At 42.8% G+C, this 23,895-nt stretch carries 18 protein-coding genes; 3 read left to right on the top strand and 15 right to left on the bottom strand.

Annotated features, from left to right (window positions below; translation table 11 throughout):
* Positions 1 to 19: 19 nt before the first annotated feature.
* The 8 genes from iolG to CST_RS04820 all read right to left on the bottom strand — a co-directional run bounded on the left by iolG (position 20) and on the right by CST_RS04820 (position 10,504).
* Positions 20 to 1,033: an inositol 2-dehydrogenase gene (gene iolG / locus CST_RS04855; protein WP_015358722.1), complete on the bottom strand. Its 1,014-nt coding sequence runs from the start codon at positions 1,031 to 1,033 to the stop codon at positions 20 to 22.
* A 13-nt stretch (positions 1,034 to 1,046) separates the two neighbouring features.
* A complete protein-coding gene (locus CST_RS04850) occupies positions 1,047 to 1,862 on the bottom strand; it encodes a sugar phosphate isomerase/epimerase family protein (protein WP_015358721.1) in 816 nt (271 codons plus the stop codon).
* 100 nt (positions 1,863 to 1,962) lie between these two features.
* Positions 1,963 to 3,081 (bottom strand): 3-dehydro-scyllo-inosose hydrolase, encoded by a 1,119-nt coding sequence (iolN, locus tag CST_RS04845; RefSeq protein ID WP_015358720.1) that lies wholly within the window; start codon positions 3,079 to 3,081, stop codon positions 1,963 to 1,965.
* A gap of 21 nt (positions 3,082 to 3,102) precedes the next feature.
* Entirely contained in the window at positions 3,103 to 4,302 is a 1,200-nt protein-coding gene (gene iolM / locus CST_RS04840) for a scyllo-inosose 3-dehydrogenase (RefSeq protein ID WP_015358719.1), read from the bottom strand.
* A 102-nt stretch (positions 4,303 to 4,404) separates the two neighbouring features.
* Positions 4,405 to 5,403: a LacI family DNA-binding transcriptional regulator gene (locus tag CST_RS04835; protein WP_015358718.1), complete on the bottom strand. Its 999-nt coding sequence runs from the start codon at positions 5,401 to 5,403 to the stop codon at positions 4,405 to 4,407.
* 217 nt (positions 5,404 to 5,620) lie between these two features.
* Complete coding sequence (locus tag CST_RS04830) at positions 5,621 to 6,613, bottom strand: DUF4097 family beta strand repeat-containing protein (RefSeq protein ID WP_015358717.1); 993 nt, start codon at positions 6,611 to 6,613, stop codon at positions 5,621 to 5,623.
* Between the two features lie 260 nt (positions 6,614 to 6,873).
* Positions 6,874 to 8,706: an ABC transporter ATP-binding protein gene (locus tag CST_RS04825; RefSeq protein ID WP_015358715.1), complete on the bottom strand. Its 1,833-nt coding sequence runs from the start codon at positions 8,704 to 8,706 to the stop codon at positions 6,874 to 6,876.
* Positions 8,699 to 10,504, bottom strand: coding sequence for an ABC transporter ATP-binding protein (locus CST_RS04820; RefSeq protein ID WP_015358714.1), 1,806 nt, complete (start codon positions 10,502 to 10,504; stop codon positions 8,699 to 8,701). Before CST_RS04820 ends, CST_RS04825 begins: the two co-directional genes overlap by 8 nt.
* Positions 10,505 to 10,901: 397 nt before the next feature.
* Here CST_RS04820 and CST_RS04815 point away from each other — a divergent pair, with 397 nt between their 5' ends.
* Positions 10,902 to 12,089 carry a stalk domain-containing protein gene (locus CST_RS04815; RefSeq protein WP_015358712.1) on the top strand — a complete coding sequence of 396 codons (1,188 nt, stop codon included), beginning with the start codon at positions 10,902 to 10,904 and terminating at the stop codon, positions 12,087 to 12,089.
* An 87-nt stretch (positions 12,090 to 12,176) separates the two neighbouring features.
* On the opposite strand, the gene CST_RS04810 is transcribed toward CST_RS04815, so the two are convergent.
* From CST_RS04810 to CST_RS04785, 6 genes are all read right to left on the bottom strand, one after another.
* Complete coding sequence (locus CST_RS04810) at positions 12,177 to 15,236, bottom strand: efflux RND transporter permease subunit (protein WP_015358711.1); 3,060 nt, start codon at positions 15,234 to 15,236, stop codon at positions 12,177 to 12,179.
* Positions 15,220 to 16,440 (bottom strand): efflux RND transporter periplasmic adaptor subunit, encoded by a 1,221-nt coding sequence (locus CST_RS04805; RefSeq protein WP_015358710.1) that lies wholly within the window; start codon positions 16,438 to 16,440, stop codon positions 15,220 to 15,222. The genes CST_RS04810 and CST_RS04805 overlap by 17 nt, the downstream gene beginning before the upstream one ends.
* Positions 16,441 to 16,537: 97 nt before the next feature.
* Positions 16,538 to 17,140, bottom strand: a complete 603-nt coding sequence (locus tag CST_RS04800; RefSeq protein ID WP_015358709.1) for a TetR/AcrR family transcriptional regulator — start codon at positions 17,138 to 17,140, stop codon at positions 16,538 to 16,540.
* A gap of 129 nt (positions 17,141 to 17,269) precedes the next feature.
* The gene (locus CST_RS04795) at positions 17,270 to 17,593 is read right to left on the bottom strand and encodes an AzlD domain-containing protein (RefSeq protein WP_015358708.1); all 324 of its coding nucleotides are present in this window, start codon (positions 17,591 to 17,593) and stop codon (positions 17,270 to 17,272) included.
* Positions 17,578 to 18,270, bottom strand: coding sequence for an AzlC family ABC transporter permease (locus CST_RS04790; RefSeq protein WP_015358707.1), 693 nt, complete (start codon positions 18,268 to 18,270; stop codon positions 17,578 to 17,580). The genes CST_RS04795 and CST_RS04790 overlap by 16 nt, the downstream gene beginning before the upstream one ends.
* Positions 18,271 to 18,498: 228 nt before the next feature.
* Positions 18,499 to 18,741 carry a CD3324 family protein gene (locus CST_RS04785; protein ID WP_015358705.1) on the bottom strand — a complete coding sequence of 81 codons (243 nt, stop codon included), beginning with the start codon at positions 18,739 to 18,741 and terminating at the stop codon, positions 18,499 to 18,501.
* Positions 18,742 to 19,308: 567 nt separating this feature from the next.
* Between CST_RS04785 and CST_RS04780 the strand changes: the two genes are divergently transcribed.
* Complete coding sequence (locus CST_RS04780; protein WP_015358704.1) at positions 19,309 to 20,451, top strand: aldo/keto reductase; 1,143 nt, start codon at positions 19,309 to 19,311, stop codon at positions 20,449 to 20,451.
* A 93-nt stretch (positions 20,452 to 20,544) separates the two neighbouring features.
* Here CST_RS04780 and zupT read toward each other — a convergent pair whose 3' ends face one another.
* Positions 20,545 to 21,354 (bottom strand): zinc transporter ZupT, encoded by an 810-nt coding sequence (gene zupT, locus CST_RS04775; RefSeq protein ID WP_015358703.1) that lies wholly within the window; start codon positions 21,352 to 21,354, stop codon positions 20,545 to 20,547.
* A 258-nt stretch (positions 21,355 to 21,612) separates the two neighbouring features.
* Between zupT and CST_RS04770 the strand changes: the two genes are divergently transcribed.
* Positions 21,613 to 23,880, top strand: a complete 2,268-nt coding sequence (locus CST_RS04770) for a helix-turn-helix domain-containing protein (RefSeq protein WP_015358702.1) — start codon at positions 21,613 to 21,615, stop codon at positions 23,878 to 23,880.
* Positions 23,881 to 23,895: the final 15 nt, after the last annotated feature.

Genomic DNA, 23,895 nt, shown 5'->3' with positions numbered 1-23,895 from the left:
ATGCCACATATACTGAAAATCACAATTCAACCTTTACGGGCTGTCGGGTTAAATAAGATTTTTTCGCCGCCATCGCGATCAGAACTGAATTAAGCCCGTCCACACCTCCGACAGGAGGTTTTTTTCCTTTTAATATACTGTCAATGAATTCTCCTATTTCTATAATAAAGGATTCTTTGTACCTTTCAAGGAAGAAATATTTCGGCTTTTCGGACCACACACCCTCTTCATTGCTTAATACCGCGAGGCTGTCGGTTTCATTCGAAACGGTTACACACCCTTTCGAGCCGAATACCTCTATACGCTGATCATAACCGTATACCGCTTTTCTGCTGTTGTCTATTATTCCGATGGCATTGTTCTTAAATTTTAATACCACCGCCGCAGTATCTATGTCGCCGAGTTCGGCTATGTTTTTGTCAATCATTGCCGCCCCCGTTGCGTACACTTCGGCTACTTCGCTGCCCGACAGGTACCTCATCATGTCAAAATCATGGATAGTCATGTCCATGAAAATACCACCCGACGCACGGATATATTCAGGCGTCGGAGGAGCGGGATCCCTTGATGTGATCCTGATAACATGTATGTCACCCACTTTTCCTTCCCTTATCATTTCGTATGCTCTTCTAAAATTCTTGTCAAAGCGTCTGTTAAAACCTACCTGGAATATAACTCCGGCCTGCTCGACCTGTCTGAGTACTTCCTTTATCCTGTTGGGGTCCATATCCACGGGTTTTTCACAGAAAATATGCTTTCCGGCCCTTGCGGCTTCAATGGAAATACGGGCATGGGTGTCGGTCGGGGAGCATACAAGCACCGCATCTATTTCCGGATCATTCAGGATATCTTCGTAATTTCCGGTAAGATTCTCAATCCCGAGACTTTTGGCCCAATCCTGAAGATTCTCGTAGTAAAGGTCAGAAACTGATTTCAGTCGGACATTTCTGTAGCAGGACACGATATTCTCCGCATGAAGCCGCCCTATCCTGCCGGCTCCTATAATACCAAGGTTTAAAACTTTCTCCGACAAATTAACCACCTCCTTAAAGAGATTTAATAAACTTCAGCCCTTCAGCCGAAGCAGTTTCGGGGTCGGGCCACGGCAGGCATTCAAAGGCAATGTATTTGTCATATCCTATTTCTTTCAGCGTTTTCAATATTCCGGAAAAATCTATATGCCCGCTGCCCGGCCTTTTTCTGTTGCTGTCGGCAAAATGCACATGCCCCAGCATTTCCCCGCATATTCTTATTGCGTCGTACATTCCGTTCTGGCCAAACTCTTCAATATTCATATGAAACGTATCAAGAAGAATTTTTAATTTGCCGCTTCCGAGAGAAATGAGAAAATCCCTCATTTCAGACGCCGTGTTGTGAATATTGCATTCATACCGGTTTAGGGGTTCCATGAGAATGGTAACATCCTTTTTTTCGGCATAATCAGCCAATATCAGGAGGGATTCCCGGTAATTTTTCAAAGCCGTTTCCCTGCCGTTGTTTTCCGGCATTTTCCCCCGCATCGAACCTATTATTACGGCGCACCTAAAAAAGGCGGCAAGATCGATATGCCTTTTAATTCTTTCAATCGCACCCTTCCTTATATTTTCATCAGAAGCGGTAAGATACAGCCCGTCAAAAGTATATCCCATACCGGTACCTATTGTGGAAACGGCAATGCCATTCATGTCGCAGATATCCTTTATACGCCGCCTGTCAATATCATCGGGTGTTCTCAGATGCAGTTCCACCGCATCAAAACCGTTCCTTGCACAGGTTTCAACGGCCTGTTCGACGTTACCCTTAAAAAGGTAAGGCATTGTTTCGGTTCCGCCGCTTGCAACGGTTGCACTGTATTTTATCATGGTTCCTCCTTGTTTTGTATCATGATTACATCGGTATTCACAAAAAATAATCGTGAGATTCGTACGGGAACAGCCGTACGAATCCCACGACTCATTCGGATTACAGTTTCGTGAACACACCCATTGCAGGTAATTCGTAAACCGATTTCCAGCCTTCACTTAAGGGTTCTTTCAGGAACGGCTCCATTTCCTTTGCAGTACGCAGCGTTGTTTCTTCCACAGGAGGTACCGTTCCGGGAGGGAATGCCTCGAGTATCTGGTCAATAACCAGTGTCAGGTACTTCAGTATTGCAGCTATCGGCCTTTTCGCCTTTTCAGGCGATGCCAGCGAAGGCTTGCCCACAACGCCCTGAGGTGTCGCAGCTCTTTCTATTGCGGCATGGCCTTCCCCTTCGGACCAGCGGTGGGGTCTTCTGAACGGATCCACCGATTTGTCGAAGTGCCCGTCGGGAAGAAAGCTTTTAGGTTCTGCGTCCTGAACTACCGACATGTCAACCATGTCCTTGAACAGCAGCAGGGCAACCGATGTTTCGGCCTCGTCGGCATGGACAAAATGGGTTTCCATACTGTCTTCCCTGTCCACGGGGTAGAAGAATTCACGTACTGCCCTGTGCCAGTCCAGTACGCGGAAAATGCCGGGCAGGTGATATCTCTTCATGAACTCCTGTATTGCGGATTCCAGCATCCACAGATGCCCATGGTTGTTTACCATGATTATTTTTCTGAACCCGTCATTCCACAGGCCAAGCATTGTGTAAATAAGGGTTTCCTTCACCACTTCCTCGGGCATTACAATTGTACCGGGCATTCCGAGATGATGATAGGGATGGCCCCCGTAATTGAGGGGCGGAAAAGCAAGGCTTACTTCGTAGCCTTTTTTCGCAGTATACCTTCTGACACCTTCAAGTATCTGTGTCACCATAAAGGTGTCAAGACCGCTGTTTGCATGCAGGCCATGGTTTTCGGTACATCCTATCGGAACCAGCACTATGTCGTTTTTTCTTCTTTTTTCTATAACCTTGTATCTCGGGGTATTCTGGATATAGCAGCCAGGTTTGCCCAGCTCGGACTCAGAGGGTATTCCATATTCCTCAAGGATTTTTTCAATTTCTTCCTTTGAAGCGTCCCAAATTTGTTTTTTAAGTCTTCCTACTTCATTATCCTCGAAAATTATCGCCGGGTTATCGGTCAAAAGCCATTTTTTATCCTTTTCAGCCATTTTTACTTGCTCCCCTTTCGGTTAATCCATGACACAGGTAATCTTGCATTCTTTCCTGTCGGTTCTTAACATGACTATGTTTTCCGGAACTTCTTCCAGTTTAATCTTCTTTGTAATCATAGGCAGTACATCCATTCCAGAAGCAATGCTCTGGATTACCCTCGGGAATGTTCCGTCGCCTGAGTGTCCCTGAGAACCGACAATCTGAGCCCTTCTTACCTGCAGCACCTCACCGGTCACAGGCATCTTAGCCGCTGCCCTTGCAACAACAACAACGGTGCTGTCAAGCGTTCTTCCTTCCCATATAGCCTTTTCAATTCCGGGGTACACAACCGAAGGCAGTCCTGTTGCTTCCAGGTACAGTTTTGCTCCCATTCCCTCGGTTATTTCAAGAACTCTTTCTGCGAAATCTTCTTTTGTCGGATCGATAATATAATCAGCGCCCATCAGTTTTCCAAGCTGTGCTCTTTCAGGCTGGGGTTCTGAAAGAATAACCCTTGCGGCACCCTGCCGTTTAAGGATTGCGCACGCCGCAATTCCAATCGGGCCTCCACCGCATATAACCACATTGTCGCCGGGTTTAATGCCGCCACCTCTCTGTATCACTGCGGTATATGCGACTGAAAAAGGCTCTACAAGAGATCCGGCAAGGAAAATTTCTTCTTCGGTTTTATACATCTTTTTCAGCGGTTCAAGGCTCCACAGAAGTTTTGCAGGGAGCACAATATAATCTGCAAAACCTCCGTTTATATTGAAACCTATCTCGTCCAGTCGCTCACAGTGGTTGGGGAATCCGTCCGCACATGGCTGGCAGGCTCCGCACCATACCATTTCCTCGGTACATACCATCTCCCCGCCTTTAAAAGGCTTATTTGTTACCTTGTCTATAGCGCCGGGTCCTGCTTCTACCACAACTCCCGAAAGCTCATGCCCCAAAATTGCAGGAAAACCCGTTAAGCCCGGGTAATATATATAGCCTTCCTCATCGGGCTGCGCCATATGCACGTCGCTACCGCAAATACCGCAGGCCTTAACCTTAACCAGTACTTCCCCCGGCCCGGGTTTCGGAATGTCGTACTCACGAATTTCAATTCTTGGATTTCTCCATACCTGGCTGCCAAGATACGTCTGCTTTCCTTCAATGTCCTTCGGCCCCAGTTTGAAACCTTCCCTGGGCTCCCAGTCGGCAATAAGCGTTACGCCTCTCATTTTACCTTCCATCGCAAAAACCCCCTTTTATATATGCAAACGTTTACGAAAACAGGAGCAAAAATTTCCTGTTACCGCTAACAAAATAGAGTACAAGCTCACAACGGGCACCGTTCATACCTCTTTGCACGTGCCTCTTACTATTAAAAAGGGTTCGAGTATTACCCGCCTTGAATCCACGCTTCCTGAAATTAAATCAAGAAGTATGCTGCATGCCGTCTGACCGATTTCAAATTTTGGCTGCGCCACCGTTGTAAGGTTTATTTTCGGCAAAGCCCCGAATTCAATGTCGTCTATGCCTATTATCGAAATGTCATCGGGCACACGGTAACCGTGTCTTTCAGCGGATTCCATTATTCCGAGGGCAATAATGTCATTTTCGGCGACAATCGCCGAAGGCACCTTTCTGTTTTTAATCATCTCAAGAAAGGTCCCGTATCCGCTCTCTTTTTTGAAGCTGTATCCCATGATGCTGTTTATGTCGGCTTCAAGCCCGTTTTCCATAAGCGCACGTTTATACCCGTTTATACGGTCCATATGGGAAGTGGATCTGTCATGCCCGCCAATGAATGCGATATTTCTGTGCCCGAGCTTTATAAGATACTCGGTGGCTATATAGCCGGCTTTAAAATCGTCAATTACGACATAGCTTGATGTGTCGTCTTCTGTTCTGCTCCCTATATAAACTACGGGAATATCCTCTTTCTCCTTTGAAATGTATTCGTACGTGCCGACCGACACAGGCGCTATGATTATGCCGTCCACCCTGCGTTCTTTCAGTATGTTGAGGTATTTCTGCTCATTTTTTTCGTCCCAGTTTGTATTGCACAGAAAAACACAATATCCGTTCTCTCTCGCGAAATCTTCAACCCCTCTCGCCACCTCGGGGTAAAAGGGATTTGTTATGTCAGGTATCAGCAAGGCTATCATGTTCGTGTTCTTTTTTACCAGACCTCTTGCAACGGCATTTGGGGTATAACCCATCTGTTTTGCTATTTCCTTAATTCTTTTTTTAGTTTCGTCACTGATTTCAGGGTGATCATTCAGCGCCCGCGAAACCGTAGCGTAGGATACGCCAGCTACTTTTGCAATGTCCTTTATTGTTACAGCCATTTTAGCATCCTTTTTATCGTAAACGTTTTAAATCTTCAAACTTATAATATCAAATTATTATCCTTCTGTCAATTATATATAAAAAAACGCGCTGGAAATTTAAAAAGACTTGTGCCAACTGCACAGGTAAAAACTGTCATTCATACCGCGCGCAAATGGAATATTCTGCAGGAATAAAATCATTTGTCATGAACAAACGCTGGAACTAAAATATCAGTTAAGTTATCAGAACATCACCGGATACCGAACTGGCGGCAATTTCACCGCGTCCGCTTCCCGTAACGCCCGTCAGGCAGTTGTCGTCGGCCGAAACAACCCTGACCGGAAAATTGCATTTTATATCCCCGGAAACGCTTTCTGCTTTCAGGGAAAACTCACTGGCTGCAGGTAAATGGAGTTTAATGTCCCCCGACACGCTTCGCGCCTTAATTGAATTAAAACCTTCATCTACTTCTGCCTTTATATTACCCGAAGACGTTATCAATTCCAAAGAACCCTTTCCAATCCGTATTTTTATGTCACCTGAGCCTGTCTCAGCCTTGACGTTCCCGGCACTTACACAGGCCATTTCAATATCTCCCGAGGTTGTCCCGGCTTTTGCCGTGGCGCATTCCAGCCTATTAATTTTTAAATCCCCCGATACCGTTATTGCCTCAAAATTATACAAAAAAGACGCATCATCCGTCCGTATGCTCCCCGAAACAGACTCAAAAAATCCGTTCTCTCCGTCAGCCTTATTTATCTCGGTTTCGCCCGAAACAGTTCCGGATGTGATATTTTTTCCGGTTACGTCCCGTATTGTTATATCTCCTGAAGTGCTTTTTACAAATATATCCGAACCCGTAAGTTTGTCTGCGTAAATATCGCCTGATACGGTACTGATCTGCAGTTTATTCGTCCAGTTTTCGGGTATTGTAACATCCAGTTGCACGGAACAATAGAAACGGAAACTGAAATTTTCAGGATATTTAACCCTTACAACCACTGCACCGTCGCATTCTTTCAGTTCCAGGCATGGTACGGCGGACTCTTTGGCTGCCATAACCTTACCGTGCAGACGGGCTTTTACACTGTCGTGAGCATGAGTATAAATGTTTACATCCGCAGCATCCGCATCCACCGAAATTTCATCCTTTTCGTGTGCCGAAACCTCACTTTCCTCATCTACCACATAGCCGCCCATTTTTTTTAAATCCGATATTATACCCATTGAAAATTCCTCCCGGTTTAAATATCCAGAATTTCGCCCACTTACTTTTTAACATAAATATACAGCTTTTACAATAATATTGCCCAATTTTAAACAAAAACCCAATTTTAAACTCCATTTTGGCGGCATAAACTTCAAAAGGCAAGTATCTGCGCCTTCAAGCCCCATTCCCCCTTTGAGCCGTATCCGGCCATGAAAAAAACCGGCCTCAAAACAGCCGGATTTGTGCGATTTCGGGGCCGGTTCAAAGTCTCAGCTTCTTAATTTTCGTTAAACAGCGTATCATTATGATTTAACTGCATCATAAACTGGCTGGTATAAAGCTTTGCATAGTGGCCTTTGCGTGCCAGAAGCTCCTTATGGGTTCCTTCCTCTATAATCTTGCCGTCCCTTATTACCAGTATTCTGTCACATGAACGTATAGTGGAAAGCCTGTGGGCTATAATAAAGCTGGTTCTGTTTTTGAGTATGTTGGCTATTGCGCCCTGAATCAGATGCTCGGTTTCGGTATCCACCGACGATGTCGCCTCGTCAAGGACAAATATGGCAGGATCGGCTATAATCGCCCTCGCAAAGGATACAAGCTGTTTTTCCCCTGTGGATAAAAGCGAGCCACCTTCCCCCACAGGGGTATCATATCCCTTTTCCATTTTCATCACAATATCGTGCAAGTTTACAAGTTTGCTGGCTCTTATTATTTCCTCATCTGTGGCGTCGGGCTTACCGTACAGTATATTCTCCTTAATGGTGCCGCTGAAAAGGTGCGGCGTTTGAAGGACATAGCCGAGATTTGAATGCAGCCACATCATTGGCATTTTCGTATAGTCATAGCCGTCAATCAAAATCCTGCCTTCGGTCGGTTCGTAAAATCTGCAGGCCAGGTTAACAATGGTACTCTTTCCTGCGCCGGTATCGCCTACAAGAGCGATCTTTTCCCCGGCCTTTACCGTCAGATTGAAGTTTTCCAACACCTTTTCGCCGTTTTTATAGGCAAAGGAAACATTTTCAAAAACTATGTTCCCTTTTATTTTAGGCCAGTTTCTTCTGTCATTGAGTCCCTTTCTGGCAAGTTCCTCCTCGTCGTCCACTATGTCGGGCTTTGTCTCCAGCAGTGACATTATCCGCTCCGCCGAAGCCTGCGCAGACTGAAGATCGGTGAAAATTCTTGCCATATCCCTTATCGGAAAGAAAAACTGTATGGCATAGGATATAAATGCCGCCAGCGTACCATAGCTCAGTGTTCCTGCCATAAGCCTGTTTCCGCCCTTCCACAGCACTATGCCCGCGGCTATGCTTCCAAGAAGGGTTACAATGGGCATGTATATTGCGGCAAAGGTCGCGGCGCTTATTGATTTCCGGTTCATTTCGCCTGTAAGTTTCATGAAATCCTCCAGATTACCCTCTTCCCGTACAAGAGTCTTTGTGGTTTTCACTCCCTGAATTCCTTCGTTGAACGCGGCAGTTATCAGGGAGTTTGTTTTACGGATGTCGCGGTGGTTCAGAAGTATTCTTTTCTGAAAATAAATGCTAACCACGAACAAAAGGGGAATTACGGTAAATGTAAGCAGCGCCAGCTTCCATTCGAGTACCAGCATTACTATACTTGTAATAACCATCATGCAAAAGCCCCAGGCAAAGTCAACCAATCCCCATGACAGCGTGTTGCCAAGCCTCCATATGTCCGACGTCAGCCTCGACATCATCCAACCCACCGGGGTTGTGTCATAATACGAGAAAGAAAGCCGCTGAAGATGTTCGAACCCGTCTTTCCTTATGTCATAGCATATTCCTGTTTCCACATATCCGGCGCATGAAATCATAACCTTGATTATAATAGTCTGCAAAACCACAACCAGAACGTAAACGGCAAAAAACACCGCAGCGCCTGACGTGGAATGCACAACAATAAAATTGTCTATGGCATATCTCTGCATAAGCGGAATAATTGCATCAAATGCCGCCAGCATTGCCATGAAAAAACTCAGCAGTATCAATTCCTTTGTATACGGTTTCGCATATTTCAAAAGCTTTTTCCACAAATCTATGTTAACACCTTTTGAAAATACTTCCTCCTGAAATGTGTTATTACTCATTTCCGTTCACCTCCAACCCTTCCCCGAGAGCGCTCTGAATGGCCCAAATACGCGAATACAGGCCTTCCTGGCGTATAAGTTCCTCATGGGTGCCCATCTGAACAATCCTGCCTTTATCCATAACCACTATAAAATCGGCCTCAGCCAGAGTGTTTATTCTGTGAGAAATTATAAATGTGGTTACACCCTTTGCCCGTTCCTTCAATGCCCGGCGGATCATGATATCGGTTTCCATATCCACCGCACTGAGGGAATCATCAAAGATAAGTATCGGGTGTTCTTTCAGAACGGTGCGTGCTATTGCGACACGCTGGACCTGACCTCCCGAAAGGGTTACCCCTCGTTCTCCGACCAGGGTTTTGTATCCTTTTTCAAATGACATTATTGTGTCATGTATGGCAGCAATTCTGGCTGCATGTTCCACTTCGGTCATAGTTGCGTCAGGTTTTGCAAGCTTTATGTTTTCAAGCACCGTTTTCGAAAAAAGGAACGGTTCCTGAAGCACTATTCCTATGTGGCTTCTCAGCCATTTCTTGTCTATGTCTTTTAATTCATACCCGTCAATCTTTATTGAACCTTCCTGATAGTCAAAAAGCCGCACCAGCAGATGCACCAGGGAAGACTTTCCACATCCGGTAGGCCCCAGGATTCCCACTGTCTGCCCAGGCTTTACTTCAAAGGAAATATCCCTAATGGGGTTTGTTCCGTCAGGATACCGGAAACTTACGTTTTCAAACACTATATGCCCCTTAATTTCAGGCGTAAGCCCCTGAGTGAATTTTGGCTCCGCCGGTTTTTCAAGTATTTCGACAATTCTCCCGAAAGCCACAAGGGCCTGACCCATGTCCGAAATAACTCTTCCTAGCTGGCGTATCGGCCATATCAGGTTTCTTATGTATGTTATGAAAAGAATAACCGTTCCAAGGGTAATTCTGCCGTTTGCTGCCCAGCTTACCGAAATAAACAGCACAAGCATCGCCTGGGCCATGCACAACAAATCGCTCATTGACCAGTACCACGCCATAAGTTCGTTCAATTCCCGTATTTTGTCCCTGTACTTTTCATTCTTTCCGTTAAATTTTTCAATTTCGTATTCCTGCCTTCCGAAAGCCCTGACGACACGTACCCCCGTCAAATTCTCCTGAAGCGTCGCATGCAGTTCCGAGTCTGCCTCCTCAACTTCCAGAAAAGTTTTTTTGACCTTTGTGAAAAATATCACCGAAGCAAGGAAAATAAAAGGAACTACGCAAAGGGAGTACAACGTGAGTTCGACATTCAGGCGCACCATTACCACAAGAGTGACGGCTACTGTAAACAATATTTCACCGACCTGTGTAACCTGGTTTGCCATGAATTTCCGAACGGTTTCCACGTCCGCGGTGCACCTCTGGGTGAGATCACCGGTCTGCGATCTGACATGTTCGTAATATTCCATATGTTGCAGATGATCATATAACGCATCCCGGATATTTTTCGTGGCATTTTCGGTACTTACCGCAAACCAGCGGTTTTTTATATACTGAAAAACACCTGTCATCAATGTAAGAAAAACAAACAGAAGCCCCAAAACCCATATATTTCCTCTTAAGGCATCCCTTCCGCCAAAATCAGAAACCAGTTTCATAAGCCAAGCGGGTAAGTCCATGGGTTCGTCACCTATAACCGAATCCACGGTAAAGCTGATTACCATCGGACTTAAAATTGAAAATACAACCGCTATGCCGGAAAATATAACGGCTGCAAAATACTTAAACAGGTTTCCTTTCATGAAATCCTTCAAAATCCTGAGCTTTTTCATAAATACAAAAACCTCCCCGGTTGTCGCATCAAACGGTAAAACAAAACAACCCCAAACAAAGAGTGCAAACCAACCCCTGCACTCTCTTTATCAATGTGCGCCGAAAGCCAAAAATGATGGACGATAAATTTTACTGATTATCAAATTTTCGTTTTATTGCAAAAAAGCGAAAAAGACATGTCAATACCTCCGATTGCACGCCGCTCTTATAATATTACCTTTCCTTTTTGGCAATGTAAAGAGAAAGAATGGTTATAAAATCGGCCGCTTTTGTTTATTCGTATACAACGGCTTATATTACAATATGGTTACAAATTCCGAAAAATGCGAACCGTTTTCGCTGATTTCGGTCTAATACAGTGACAGAGACAAAAAAGTGGTTAAAGGAGTTGATGACATGAAGAAAATTCACATCCTGATTTTATCATTAATGCTTTTGCTGTCGGTATTTCCCTCAACCGCTCAGGCGGACCGGGATGTAACGGTATTTATCGATGTCAGCGGCGAAGGAATTGAACTTACAACATCGCCCATATTTAAAAATCAAAGAATAATGATACCCACCGACTCCGATTTTTTTAATAAATTGGGTGTTGTAACGGTTTTCGACCGGGAAACCGGAACCATTACAATTGACGGAGCTAATTCAACGGTTAAATTTTTCATCGGCGAAAAAAACGCATCAGTTCAAAGAAAGAACCAGCCTGCAGGAATAATGGAATCAATTGAAATGGACGTGGAGCCGTTTATACAGGACGGAAAAGTTTATGTGCCTCTGCGTTTTGCAGCCGAAGGCCTTGGTGCTGTTGTGGAATGGGACGGCGCAAACAAATCCGTTCTGGTCAAAGCCGAAACCGAAACGGTAACAGTTCCCGTTGAAAGGCCGGCGGAATATAAAGAAATAGATATTTTAGGGTTGTCTGAAAACGAAGAGCTTTATTCCTGGGTACAGGAAAACAGAGACAATATGGGAATTTACCAGAAAACATTGGACAACAAAACCTATGTGCTGGTTTGTGCAGGGGAAAAACCAACAGGCGGATATTCGGTGGAAATCGAAAGCGCAACCGTTATTTATCCCGGAAAGGTTTATTTGGTTGCCAAAATAAACGAACCTAATCCCGACTCAAGTGTTATCTCTGTAATAACATATCCCTGCAAACTGATAGCGATTGACGGCGATTTTACTGTGGACGGAGTTATAGAAAATTCCGCAGAGGAAAGCACGGAAGAAATTGGTTTTGAAATAGTAACACCCGACACCGTCGCATCCGATGAAGAACTGTCCGCATGGGTAAGCCGGTTATACACTCAGGCAGGAATTCATTACACGATCAAAGATAATTTTGTCTATGCCCTTGTAGCTGCGGGACAAAGGAATACCGGCGGTTACAGGGTAACAATCGACAGAGTGGCAAAAAACAAAACCGGTGATGTTTACATTTATGCGACGGTTCAAAGCCCCGAACCTGGAATGCTGGTAACTCAGGTAATTACATGGCCGTATACCGTAATCAGGTTTGAAAACACAGATATAAGGAATGTTCACGGAAATATACGTAATTCTGCTTTTCAAATAAATTAACGAATTGTTAACCTAAAACCTGCATCAGGAAGGCGATGTCCTCACCCCCCCACATATTATATATAATATATCAGTCGCCTTCCTTTTTTATGAAGTTTTTCCGCGCGACCTCCTTTCAACCGCCGCATAAACCACAGGTATAATATTCAGCGTCAGCAGCGTGGACACCGCCAGTCCTGAAGCCAGGGATACGGACATTGGCGTAAACAGGTTGCTTCCTGAAAGGATCAGAGGAACAAGCCCGACCAGCGTGGTTATTGTGGTAAGCATAATGGGCCTGAACCGGCGCATAACGGCGTCGACACATGCATCCTCAATGTTTCTGCCCGAGGCTCTGAGAACGTTGATACAGTCCACCAGAACGATCGCATTGTTGACAACAATTCCAAACAGGCTCACAATTCCGAGAAAGGATGTAAATGACAACGGTTGCCTGAACAAATACAGGCCTATCACCGATCCAACCGCTGAAAGCGGTATTGTGAACATGATTATAAACGGCTGCGAGAAATTTCCGAATTCAATAAGTAACAGCAAATATATCACAAATACAGCCATCATTCCAAGTGCGCCAATATTCCCGAAATACTTTATTATTGATTCCCTTTCGCCGTCAAAAACCACCTTAATATCTCCAAGAGCAGCGTTTTCCAGTTCTTTTTCAATCTGCTTCTGAATTTCAACCGAACTGTAGCCCTTTTCAACGTCACTGTATACAGTTATCGCCGGAACCCTGTTATACTTTTCGATTTTTGACACCTTTGCCTCAAGTCCTATTTCAGCCACCTGCTTCAGAAAAATTTTATTTCCTGTGACCGGTGACTTTATTGCAAAGTTTTTCAAATCTTCAATGTTTTTTATATCGGATATCACCTTTACCGGTATCTGTTTTCCGGCGGTGTATTGGTTTTGTCCCGACTTAGGCCTCATATTTCCCGCTTCTCTCCCCATTATCGCTATATTCAGTTCTTTCTGAATCTCATAATTCGTGAGGCCATTTCTCAAAACCTCGTCGGAATTGATATCTATGCTGTAATTATATACTTTGGCACTGTAATCGTCCCGGATATTAAAGGTACCGTCAATGGATTTAAGTATATTTTTAATCTCGTTTGAGACTCCCGCCATATTTTCATAGTCCTGCCCCAGCACTCTTATTCTTACCGGCGCACCTATAGGTTCACCCTGTTCAAACAGCTTCACCGTAGCGGTGCCGTCGGTTATTTCACTGTCCAGAACATTTTGCAGGTAAGAAGCGAATTCATCATTGGTCTTAAACCTTCCACCCTTACCCAAATCCACGGTGAATACCATCTGGGCATAGTCCGCGGAGCGCATTGAAGGAGGCATTGAATAATACAGTTTAGGCAGTCCGTCTCCAATCGCGACGGTATATCCCGTTACCTCAGGTTCCCGTGTAATTATCCCCGCAACCAAATCGGACAGTTGTTCGGTTTTGTTGATGTCACCAGCAGTATCCCGATGTATGTCTATTAAAAGTATGTTTGTGTCGGCTTTAGGGAAAAACTGAAGCCCAATAATTCCGGCAACCCATATTGCCAGCACTGTCAACATTAAAGCCAAAAACAGCGTAAGCTTTTTTCTTTTTAATGCGCCTTTTAAAAGATTTGCAAAAAAAGTCCTCCATATATGTTTTTTCTTCCTGTCCTTAGAGGGTTTAAAGAATATGTAAGCCATTACGGGAGAAATAAAAACGGCTGAAACATATGAGGCCGAAAGCGATATTATTACAATCTGCGGAACGCTGCGGATAAATTCACCAGCCATTCCTGCGAGCATCAACAGGGGTAAAAATGCCCCCACCGTTGTTAATGTTGACATAAGTACCGGAATTGCCACTTCCTTTACCCCTTCGACACAGGCTTTAAGCTTCTCCTCCCCATTGTCAATTCTCACCTGTATGGCGTCACTTACAACGATTGCGTTATCCACAAACATGCCAAGGGCAATTATCAAAGCGGCTATCGAAATCTGATGAATATGAATGTTTAAAACTTTCATCGCAATAAAAGTGATTAAAACTGATAAAGGTATTGAAGTTGAAACGAGAACTGCATTTCTGAACCCCATTCCTGCGAATACAACGGCGAGAACGAACACAATACCTTCAATAAGATTTTTAATGAATTCATTTACCGACGCCCTTACATCGTCAGGCTGATATAAAACCTTTGTAAGATGCAGATCATCGGGAATTTCTTCCTTAAAGGCTTCAATCCGTTTCTGAATTTCTCTGCCTATAATAAGAATGTTCCTGTCATTCTTGAAATAACCCGCCAAAAGCACCGCATTTTCACCGTTTGTTTTTACCTTATAACTTGAATCCTGAAGTTTATAATAGACATCTGCTATATCTTTAAGCCTCACAACGCTTCGGTCTTCAGATGAAGTTAAAATTACGATGTTTTCAATATCGTTAGCTGACGAAAAACTGACACGGGGTTTTACGTTAATCCTGCTTCTGTTGTCTTCCAGAGTACCCATCGGGATCTCGGGCAGCTGTGCCTGTATTATATTTGCTACGTCCTCCAAAGATAAAGGGAGGGCGTTTAATTTCTCTGTATCTATTTCGACGCAGACTTCGTTTTCCTGCTCTCCCAGTATATCAATCCTTGTAATCCCGTCAATGTCAATTAACCTGTTCTTCAGTCTTTCTGCATATTCAGCCAGCTCATAATAGGAATGGTTTTCGCCCGAAAGACTGATTATAATACCTGCCGTCTGGTACAGATCTGTGTTGACATTTATTTCTCCGCATTCATCCGGAAGCTCATTCTGCAGCTCATCCATTTTTTGCCGCAGCTCATTCCATGCCTTGTCCACATCTGTTCCCGTTTCCAATTCAAGAATAACCACTGAAAGATTATCCTGCGACGTGGAATTTACAGTCTTGAAACCCGTTACTTCCACTACCTTGTCCTCTATTTTCCGCGTAACAAGGCGTTCCACGTCCTCCGCCGGCGCTCCGGGATACACCGTCGTTATCATCGCAACGGTGACGCTTATGTCCGGCGTTTCCTGTTTCGGCATAATATAGTAACTGTATGCTCCGAAGATGAAAACGAGAAAAATGGCAAACATCGTTACTTTTCTGTGTTTTATCACCGTTTCAATTATCCGTGCCATAGTCCACCTCTTTCACCGTAACCCGATCACCCGTACTCAGTCTGTTTATGCCAGATACAATCAGCAGCTCACCGTCACTTAAGCCGGTTACCATAGCCTCAAAATTGTATATTCCTTCAATCGTCACGTTTTTTCGCACAGCTCTGTCTCCTGAAACGGTCAGGACATAGTCCGTTCCGTCATTCAAAATTGCCGCAAGAGGCACAAAACACCCTTTTACGTTTCCCACCAGAAAGTTCACAGTAACCGTTGAGCCGAAAGGCTCATCCACCGGTTCGCCGCATTCAATTTCAATATTGTACAGGCCCGTTGAGGAATCGGGTAAAACGGCAATGTTTTTAATTTTTGCTTCAAATGCCCTGCCATCTTTTTCAATCCATACTTCAGTTTCCGGCCTGATATTCTTCAGTTCCCTTTCAGGCACGCCTACGCTGACAATTTTTTCTCCGGTATAAAGGACAATCACAGGATAACCTGCAGCCGCCATTTCTCCTTCTTCACATAAAATTTCCAACACCGTTCCGTCAACAGGCGATTTCAGAACTGCTTCGTTTAACTGATTTCTTCTGTAATCATACTCGGTTTTCGCGCTTTCCACCTGAGCTGACAGCGCTTTTATTTCCTCATACCTTGCTCCCTTCTGAACCTGTTCCTGTACTTCCCTTACAAGCTTCAGGTCAGCCTCTCTCAATTTAACCTCTAGTTCGGCCTGCTCATATGCCTGCTTTGTTACCGTACCTTTATGATACAATTCCTCCGCTTCCCTGAACCTCTCCAGGGCATAATTGTACGCCTCCTCGGCCTTTACAACGTTAAGTCTTGCCTGTTCAATATCCTCTTCAGTTGCACCGTTGGATGCCTTCTCATACTGGGCCATCACCATTTCCAGCTGAGCTTTTGCAAGGTTTTCAGCGTATAACAGATCGGTCCTGTCAAGGGAAATTAAAACATCTCCTTTTTTAACAGCATCTCCTTTTTTAACTTTAATGCTTTCAACTCTTCCGCCTGTTTTAAAGGAAAGCCTTACCGTTTTCTCCGGCTGTACCGTTCCAATGTATTGAGAAATATCCTGCCTCTCCCGTTCAGAAACGCGGTAGACCTTTACCGGAACCACCCTCTCGGCTTTCGTTCCGGTACCTGCAGAACATCCGCTGGCCATGAGCAATAATCCTGTTATTAAAAGCAACGGTATTTTACCGTTCATCCGTAACACCTCTTTCGTTCGGTTCTTAACTTTAGGCCAATATTTCTTCCAAAAATAAACAATAATAAACACATGTTCATTTTTGGGTTAAAAAAAATTAAACTTCGGTTTCAAACCTGTCGCTTAAATGTTTAAAATAAAAATCGTTAAGACGGTAAATCATTTTTTTCAGTTTTTCGGGTTCCCCGGTCTCGGATATAACCATAATCAGACTGTCCAGAAAAGATCGGGCCACAATTCTTGAAAAAAAGGCGGCTTCAACGTCATCCATTTTCATTCTTTTAAATAAACCTTCGTATATACGGTTTTCAATGAGCGAAACCAGTTCACGTCTGGTTTTTTCGAATTTCGTCCCCTCCGTGCCCTTAAAGAGAATTAAAAGCTCGAGCCTGAAGTCTTCGGATATCTGTATGATATAATTGTTTATTTCATTCCTGAAATCCTCAAAGGTTTTATTCTCGCCGGCTTTAATATAGCTCTCCGACAATTCGATGTAATCCATTATTTTTTTATAAACGGGATACACAACTCCCTCAAGAACCTTTTCCTTGTTTTCAAAATAACGGTATACATTCCCCACCGTTATTCCCGAATTATTGGCAATATCCCTTATCGAGGCGCTGCTGTACCCTTTCTCATAGAAGAGTTTTTTTGCGGCCTCCAGAATATTTTTACGCACTTCATCCTTTAATACCTGCACAATAATGAACTCCCGTTTACTTTTAAAAATATATTATCACATCTCGCCTTTTATTACAATATAAAAATCAATAAATCAGTAAAATATTTCCACAAGCATAGTGTTTTATTTATGGCTTTAGCATATATCCTAAGCATATATGAGGTTTAAAAGCAGCATCGACACTATCCCTGTCACAACGGTGACAAACAGGTTTTTGGTTTTATATGCAACCATAAAACAGGGTACGGCGGCAAGCAAATTCTTATTTTTTAAACTCAGCTCCAGCGTTCCGCCGGATACCAGAAGTTCCGGCGCAAGCAACGCAGCCAAAACGGCGGTGGGTATATACTTTAACCACCTCATAAACCATTCGGGAGTTTTTACTTTTGTCAGCACAATAATCGGAAGCACCCTTGGAAGATATGTAACAATGCTCATTCCGAGGATAATGAGTATCACTTTTTTATCCATTTTTCCGCGATCACCCCTGCAGTCGCTGCAACAACCGCTGCAATTATCACATTAAAATTCCCTCCGAGTTTTATCTTCAGTGCCAGAGACAGTACACCGGCGCAGATTGACACCAATAGACCTTTTTTATCCTTTAACTGCATAAGCAGCAGGCCGATGAACATCGCCGAAAGCGCAAAATCAATCCCCCATTTCGTTGCCTGGCCAAGCCCTGTCCCGAAAATTCCACCCAATACCGTGGCTAATATCCAGCTTCCCTGAGATGCCATGTGAAGACCGAGGAAAAACTGCCCGGAAGCCCCATTATGCCGGGTATAGCTTTCTGAAACCGCAAAAGTTTCGTCGGTTATACCGAAAGCTATAACTGACTGAAGCCACGTTGAAAATTTTCCCATATAAGGCGAAAGGGAAGCGCTCATAAGCAAATGCCTTAAATTTACAAGAAACGTCGTTGTTATGACTGAAACGGCGTCGGCACCTTCTGATATCATCGCCGCTGCAATAAACTGAGCCGAACCCGCATAAACCAGCAGCGACATCAAAAATATCGTCCCTGTCGTGAAACCCTGCTGGGAAGCAAGAATGCCAAAGGCAGCCCCAATCGGTATATATCCCGTCATAATCGGCACTGCAGCTTTTACACCTTTTTTCAGTTCGTTAAGCTTATTTTCTTCCAAAATCTCCTTCCTCCCGCTGTAAATTTACATAATGCATCCATTTATTTTGAAATATTATAACAGCAATCAGAAATAACGCAAGTAATAAGGATAAAAAAACGGCCGCCATTCCAGAAGGAATAACAGCCGTTTTTTCAGAATAATTCAACAACCTCTATATATAATATTCGGAAAGTTGCTATGTTCAGCTTTTTTTATATAACTTTCTTCATATTGTTCAAAATCTTTTTAATACTGTATTCCGAAAGGCAGTACTGTTTCGATAAGTCCGATATACCGGTACCGTTCCTGTATTTTTTTTATTATTTCCATATTTCTCTTCATGTAAAATTTCCGTGTTCCGTTTGCTTCTCCCCATTTCAGCCTGACCGATTCTTTTTTTGGAATGTATAAAACTTCGCCCTGTACGTATACCTGTATCTGCTGTAATAACCATTCGGGCAACAGGTCTCTGGCATTGTTGTATTTCATTTTGCCACACTCCTTCTGAATTTTAACCCTTAACCTAAACTTATGCTAAACCTGAAAGATTAAATATTTCAGATTATAAAAAATCCGCAGAAAATAACCTTCTCTGCGGACATAAAAAAAGCACGATAACCATTTACCGCGCCTGATTTTACAATTCAACTATTCCGTTCCCGGACCGACTGTGTTCATTCAGCAAATACGGCAAAAGACACAGACTCGCCACCGTCCGTTCAGTGCAGGTGTAAGGGTTATTTTCCAAAACCAGAAGGCCGTCACACCTTCTGCATATATTAAGTTTTATACCTTAATCACCTCGGAAATAATAATGTTTATTGCTCTAAATCTAATTTTAATCATTATTTACACCCCTTTCCTGTTTTTTCAGTACGCCACTTCCATTATATTGTAATTTTAAAAAATTATCAATATAAAAACTGATTATAAAAATTTTTTCTCTGAATTTAAAATGAAAATTACACTAATGCCACGGCGTACCATTCCTATTAATCCAAAATCATGATATACTTGAATATATATAAATAAATATTTGAACCTCAGGAGGTAAAAATGGAATACCGTAAATTCAGTAAGTTTGAAAAACCTGTGTCTCTTTTCGGAATCGGATGCATGAGGTTACCAACGGTCACTAAGGAAAACAAAACCGTTATCGATGAAGATGAAGCCATCAGAATGATCAGATACGGTATAGACCAGGGCGTAAACTATATTGACACGGCCTACGGGTATCATGACGGTCAGAGTGAAATTGTGGTGGGTAAAGCCCTGGCGGATGGCTACAGGGAAAAGGTTTATCTTGCTACCAAACTGCCTGTCTGGCTTGCTAAGGAATATAGCGATTTTGAACGACTGTTAAACGAACAGCTCAAGAAATTGAATACAGACCATGTGGATTTTTATCTACTGCATGCATTGAACAAGGACAGATGGGAAACGGTTAATAAGCTTAACGTGTTTGATTTTCTTGAAAAAGCACGGGCTTCGGGCAAAATCAGGTATATATGCTTTTCATTCCATGACGACTACAATACCTTCCGTAAAATAATTGACGCCTATGACTGGGATATGTGCCAAATTCAGCTTAATATCATGGACATGCATGAACAGGCCACTGTCGAAGGCTTGAAATATGCAGGTTCTAAAGGTATACCCGTAGTTATCATGGAACCGCTTAAAGGCGGCAAGCTTGCTTCCAGTGTCACTCCGGATATCGAAGCAGTATGGAACAAGTCAACGGTTAAAAGGACACCGGTGGAATGGGCGTTCCGCTGGCTTTATAATTTCCCCGAAATAGCCGTAATCTTAAGCGGTGTCAGCAACATGGAACAGTTGAAGGATAATCTGCGCATCTTTTCCGACGCAAAAGCAAACAGCATGACTGAAGAAGAACTGGCACTTGTGGAAGAGGTCAGAAACCTTTATCTCAGTAAAACAAAAGTGCCATGCACCAACTGCAAATACTGCATGCCCTGTCCTCAAGGGGTATCAATCCCGCGCATTTTTAATATCGTTAACAACGCCGCAATGTATAATGAATGGAACGAAGGCCGCGGCGGCTACAGGGAGTTAATCGAAAAGAAAAACGATGCCACTCAGTGCATTGAATGCGGTCAGTGCGAATCAGCATGCCCGCAGAGTATTCCGGTTATTCAGAAACTTAAGGAAGCCCACCAGCTCCTTGTTAATGTATGAAATAATATTACTGACATTGGAAATCATAAAAAGCCGGATAGCAGACGCTGCTACCCGGCTTTGGGCCAGATTATTTCATTTCAAAACCAAACGCTAAATAAACAGGAGCAGACTTATTGCCATAACCATCATACCGGAGATAAGACCGTAAATTGACAAATGGGCCTCGCCATATTCCCTTGCCGACGGCAAAAGCTCATCCAGTGATATAAACATCATTATTCCCGCCACGGCGGCAAAAAGAATACCAAAAACAATGTCATTCATGAACGGCAGAAGAATTAAATAACCGATAACCGCACCGAGGGGTTCGGATAAACCCGACAGGAAGGACAGCCTGAAGGCCCTTCTTTTACTTCCGGTGGCATAGTAAACGGGTATTGAGACCGCTATTCCTTCGGGAATGTTGTGTATTGCAATTGCCACCGTAATGGCGATACCAAGGTTTGGATCCTTTAAAGCCGCAGTAAAGGTGGCTATACCCTCCGGGAAATTATGAATTGTAATTGCAAGCGCAGTTAAAAGGCCCATTCTCATTAAATTTGTCGAAATATTTGATTTTTCTTCGCCAACACTTTCAACCTTTTTAAAGTCATGGGGGTTTTCACCTGAAGGAATAACCTTGTCAATCAGGGCAATTATCAGCATTCCGCCAAAAAACGACGCAACGGTAACCCACGCGCCGTTTCTTTCCCCCAGAGCAGATGCCAGGGTTTCCTGTGCCGTTGCAAATATATCAACCATTGATACGTAAATCATCACACCTGCGGAAAATCCCAGCGCTACCGAAAGAAAACGTGTATTTGTCTTTTTGGCGAAAAACGCAATTAAGCTGCCGATGCCCGTGGACAACCCGGCAATGAGTGTTAAGAGAAGGGCGGTTAAAACCTGGTCGGTTCGCATATGTACCTCCAAGAATTTAAATATATTTGTCAATAATTAATTTTACCACACTGTTAATTGTGCTAACAACCAACGGCGAACCATAATATTTACCGTTGTGGCAAGCCTTTTGGGGAAATTTACCGACTTATTTCAATATTGAAAAAAAACATTAAACCCGCTAAACTAATATTACAGCAAGCGCATCAATATTATCCGGATTACCTTCAGTAACGGTAGACCGGCTATTTATTTTTTTTGTTTGGGGGATTATATTAAATGCTGAAAAAACGGAAGGGGTCTGAGGTTTTTAAAAATTTCATAGTCTCCTATATCGTCATACTGATGCTTCCCATGTTTATTATGTCATTCATAGTGCTTTTTCATTTTGTAAACGTACTTAAGGAAGAAGTGGAGATTAATTTAAGAACTCCTTTCATAAAAAGCGTTGATAATTTTGAAGCCCAGATTAACCAGCTTACAAGGACAACTCTCCAGCTTGAGCTTAACGATATTATTAGAAACGTCAATATTCAAAAAATGCCTTATGAGGCAATGAAAGTAAAAAACGAACTTATTAAGTACAGTACAAATTCTTTTGTTGATGATATTTTCTTTTACAATTACAGTGACGATTACGTATCTTCATTTAATTTTCTGTGTTCTGTCGAAACATTTAATAATTTCGTACTTGACAGGAATTTGACCGATTTTGACCTGATTGCCTTTAAGGAATCCGACAAACAGTCGGATATGTATTTCTTCCCTGCCAACTCGGTTTTTTCTGCAAATAACCAGAAACATCTTATGTATTTAAACAAAATCCCGATAAACAGCAAAAAAAAATGCGGGATAATAATGTTTATGATACCGGAAGATTCGTTGAGAAATATTCTGGCTCCGGCATTAAGCGAAAACAACTATATATTTATTGTGGATCCTGAAACAAGGGAAATATTGTTCGCCTTTTCCGAAAAACCCGATGATGAACTTACCGAATTTTTCAGAAAAGAAATAAAAAAACATGCCTCCGTTGAAGAAATAAAAGAGATTAAAGTAAGAAACGAAAGGTTTTCAGCCTATGTTAAAGAAGCCTTCGGTCCTTTCCTTTTTGTTCAGCTTATGCCCAATAATTTGCTGTCGTCAAGGATAAATGACATAAGAATTATTTACCTTATAAGCATGGCAGTTATTTTCGTCATCGGCGGTTTCCTGATTGCCGTTTTGATGCGAATTAACTATCACCCCATAAAGAAACTCAACAAACTGATTGAAGAAAGCGTTATTTCCCGCAGTACGCCGAATGATAAACTTAATGAACTGGAACTGCTTGAATACGCCCTTATGCAGTTCAACAGGGAAAACATAAATCTGAAGGAGTTTGCCGCTGCAAACAAAAATGTTATCAGAAACTATTTAATTGACTGCTTTCTCGCCGGCCAGGCAAAAGAAATTGATAACATTCTTAAAACCTGCAGAAGCGTTGAATTGGAATTCCGCATGAAATATTACTGCGTAATTTTAATTAAAGGAAACAATATTCAAAACATTCCCGATACAGACATAACCGAAATATTTTCTTTGACCAATACTGGTATAAATTACCAGATAATTATTCATCGCGACATACATTTAAATAACGTGGTTGTTATTTACGGCAGCCCCGCAAATAACGAACAGCGCAGCCTGATAATAGCCCGGGAAATACAGAAACACCTCAATGAAAAATACAACGGCGATATAAGAATCGGAATAGGTAATTTCTATGACAGTATATTCAGCATAAACACATCATATGAAGAAGCTCTAAGAGCACTGGAATACAACAGCCTCTTCTCAAAATCAAACATAATATCCTTTAATGAAATTATGCAGAAAAGCGATCAGACCGTGAACTATCCGTTTTCTTTGCTGGAAAAGCTGGAAGAATCGGTTCGAAGCGGTGACATATTCGGTATCCGTGATACCATAGATCAACTGGTTGATCATATGAAAACCGAAAACCTAAGCCTTTTCTGGATTAAAAATATTTGCTATGACACCGTAAACACAATATCAAAGGAATTACTGAGAAAATTCAAACATTTCCCGTTACTTAACAAACCATACATGGAAAAAATTTACGGATCGGATATTAATACCTTTGAAGACATAGTCAGTATTATGAAAGAAATATCCGAAGATGTTACCAATTACTTAAGTGTTGACAGGGAATCATATGAACTGAGACTGTTGCAGAAAATAATCCGTTACATACGCGAAAATTACCAGGATCCTGATTTCAGCCTGCAAAGCATTGCAGACTCACTGCAGATGTCCCCTGCGTATTTAAGCCAGTATTTTAAAAAGAACACTGAACAAACCATTTCGGAATATGTAACCAGACTGAGAATGGAAAAGGCAAAGGAATTGTTATTAACTACCGATATGGGCGTCAATGAAATTGCCTATGAAGTCGGGTATTACAGCGTACCCAGCTTTATAAGAAAATTTCGTGAAAAGGAAAAGGTTACACCCGGCCAGTTCAAGAAAATACACTCATGCTAAAACATTAAAAAGCCG

Origin of the sequence: Thermoclostridium stercorarium subsp. stercorarium DSM 8532 (assembly GCF_000331995.1) — a bacterium.
In the GTDB taxonomy this organism is placed as follows: Bacteria; Bacillota; Clostridia; order DSM-8532; family DSM-8532; genus Thermoclostridium; species Thermoclostridium stercorarium.
Note: the sequence above shows the minus strand (reverse complement) of the source record. Positions and strands in the feature narration are given on the sequence as shown.

Excerpts from the sequence above, each read along its gene's own strand:
- CST_RS04850 (WP_015358721.1), bottom strand. The coding sequence starts at position 1,862 with ATGATAAAATACAGTGCAACCGTTGCAAGCGGCGGAACCGAAACAATG.
- iolN (WP_015358720.1), bottom strand. The coding sequence starts at position 3,081 with ATGGCTGAAAAGGATAAAAAATGGCTTTTGACCGATAACCCGGCGATA.
- iolM (WP_015358719.1), bottom strand. The coding sequence starts at position 4,302 with ATGGAAGGTAAAATGAGAGGCGTAACGCTTATTGCCGACTGGGAGCCC.
- CST_RS04835 (WP_015358718.1), bottom strand. The coding sequence starts at position 5,403 with ATGGCTGTAACAATAAAGGACATTGCAAAAGTAGCTGGCGTATCCTAC.
- CST_RS04830 (WP_015358717.1), bottom strand. The coding sequence starts at position 6,613 with ATGGGTATAATATCGGATTTAAAAAAAATGGGCGGCTATGTGGTAGAT.
- CST_RS04825 (WP_015358715.1), bottom strand. The coding sequence starts at position 8,706 with ATGAGTAATAACACATTTCAGGAGGAAGTATTTTCAAAAGGTGTTAAC.
- CST_RS04820 (WP_015358714.1), bottom strand. The coding sequence starts at position 10,504 with ATGAAAAAGCTCAGGATTTTGAAGGATTTCATGAAAGGAAACCTGTTT.
- CST_RS04815 (WP_015358712.1), top strand. The coding sequence starts at position 10,902 with ATGAAGAAAATTCACATCCTGATTTTATCATTAATGCTTTTGCTGTCG.
- CST_RS04810 (WP_015358711.1), bottom strand. The coding sequence starts at position 15,236 with ATGGCACGGATAATTGAAACGGTGATAAAACACAGAAAAGTAACGATG.
- CST_RS04805 (WP_015358710.1), bottom strand. The coding sequence starts at position 16,440 with ATGAACGGTAAAATACCGTTGCTTTTAATAACAGGATTATTGCTCATG.
- CST_RS04795 (WP_015358708.1), bottom strand. The coding sequence starts at position 17,593 with ATGGATAAAAAAGTGATACTCATTATCCTCGGAATGAGCATTGTTACA.
- CST_RS04785 (WP_015358705.1), bottom strand. The coding sequence starts at position 18,741 with ATGAAATACAACAATGCCAGAGACCTGTTGCCCGAATGGTTATTACAG.
- CST_RS04780 (WP_015358704.1), top strand. The coding sequence starts at position 19,309 with ATGGAATACCGTAAATTCAGTAAGTTTGAAAAACCTGTGTCTCTTTTC.
- zupT (WP_015358703.1), bottom strand. The coding sequence starts at position 21,354 with ATGCGAACCGACCAGGTTTTAACCGCCCTTCTCTTAACACTCATTGCC.
- CST_RS04770 (WP_015358702.1), top strand. The coding sequence starts at position 21,613 with ATGCTGAAAAAACGGAAGGGGTCTGAGGTTTTTAAAAATTTCATAGTC.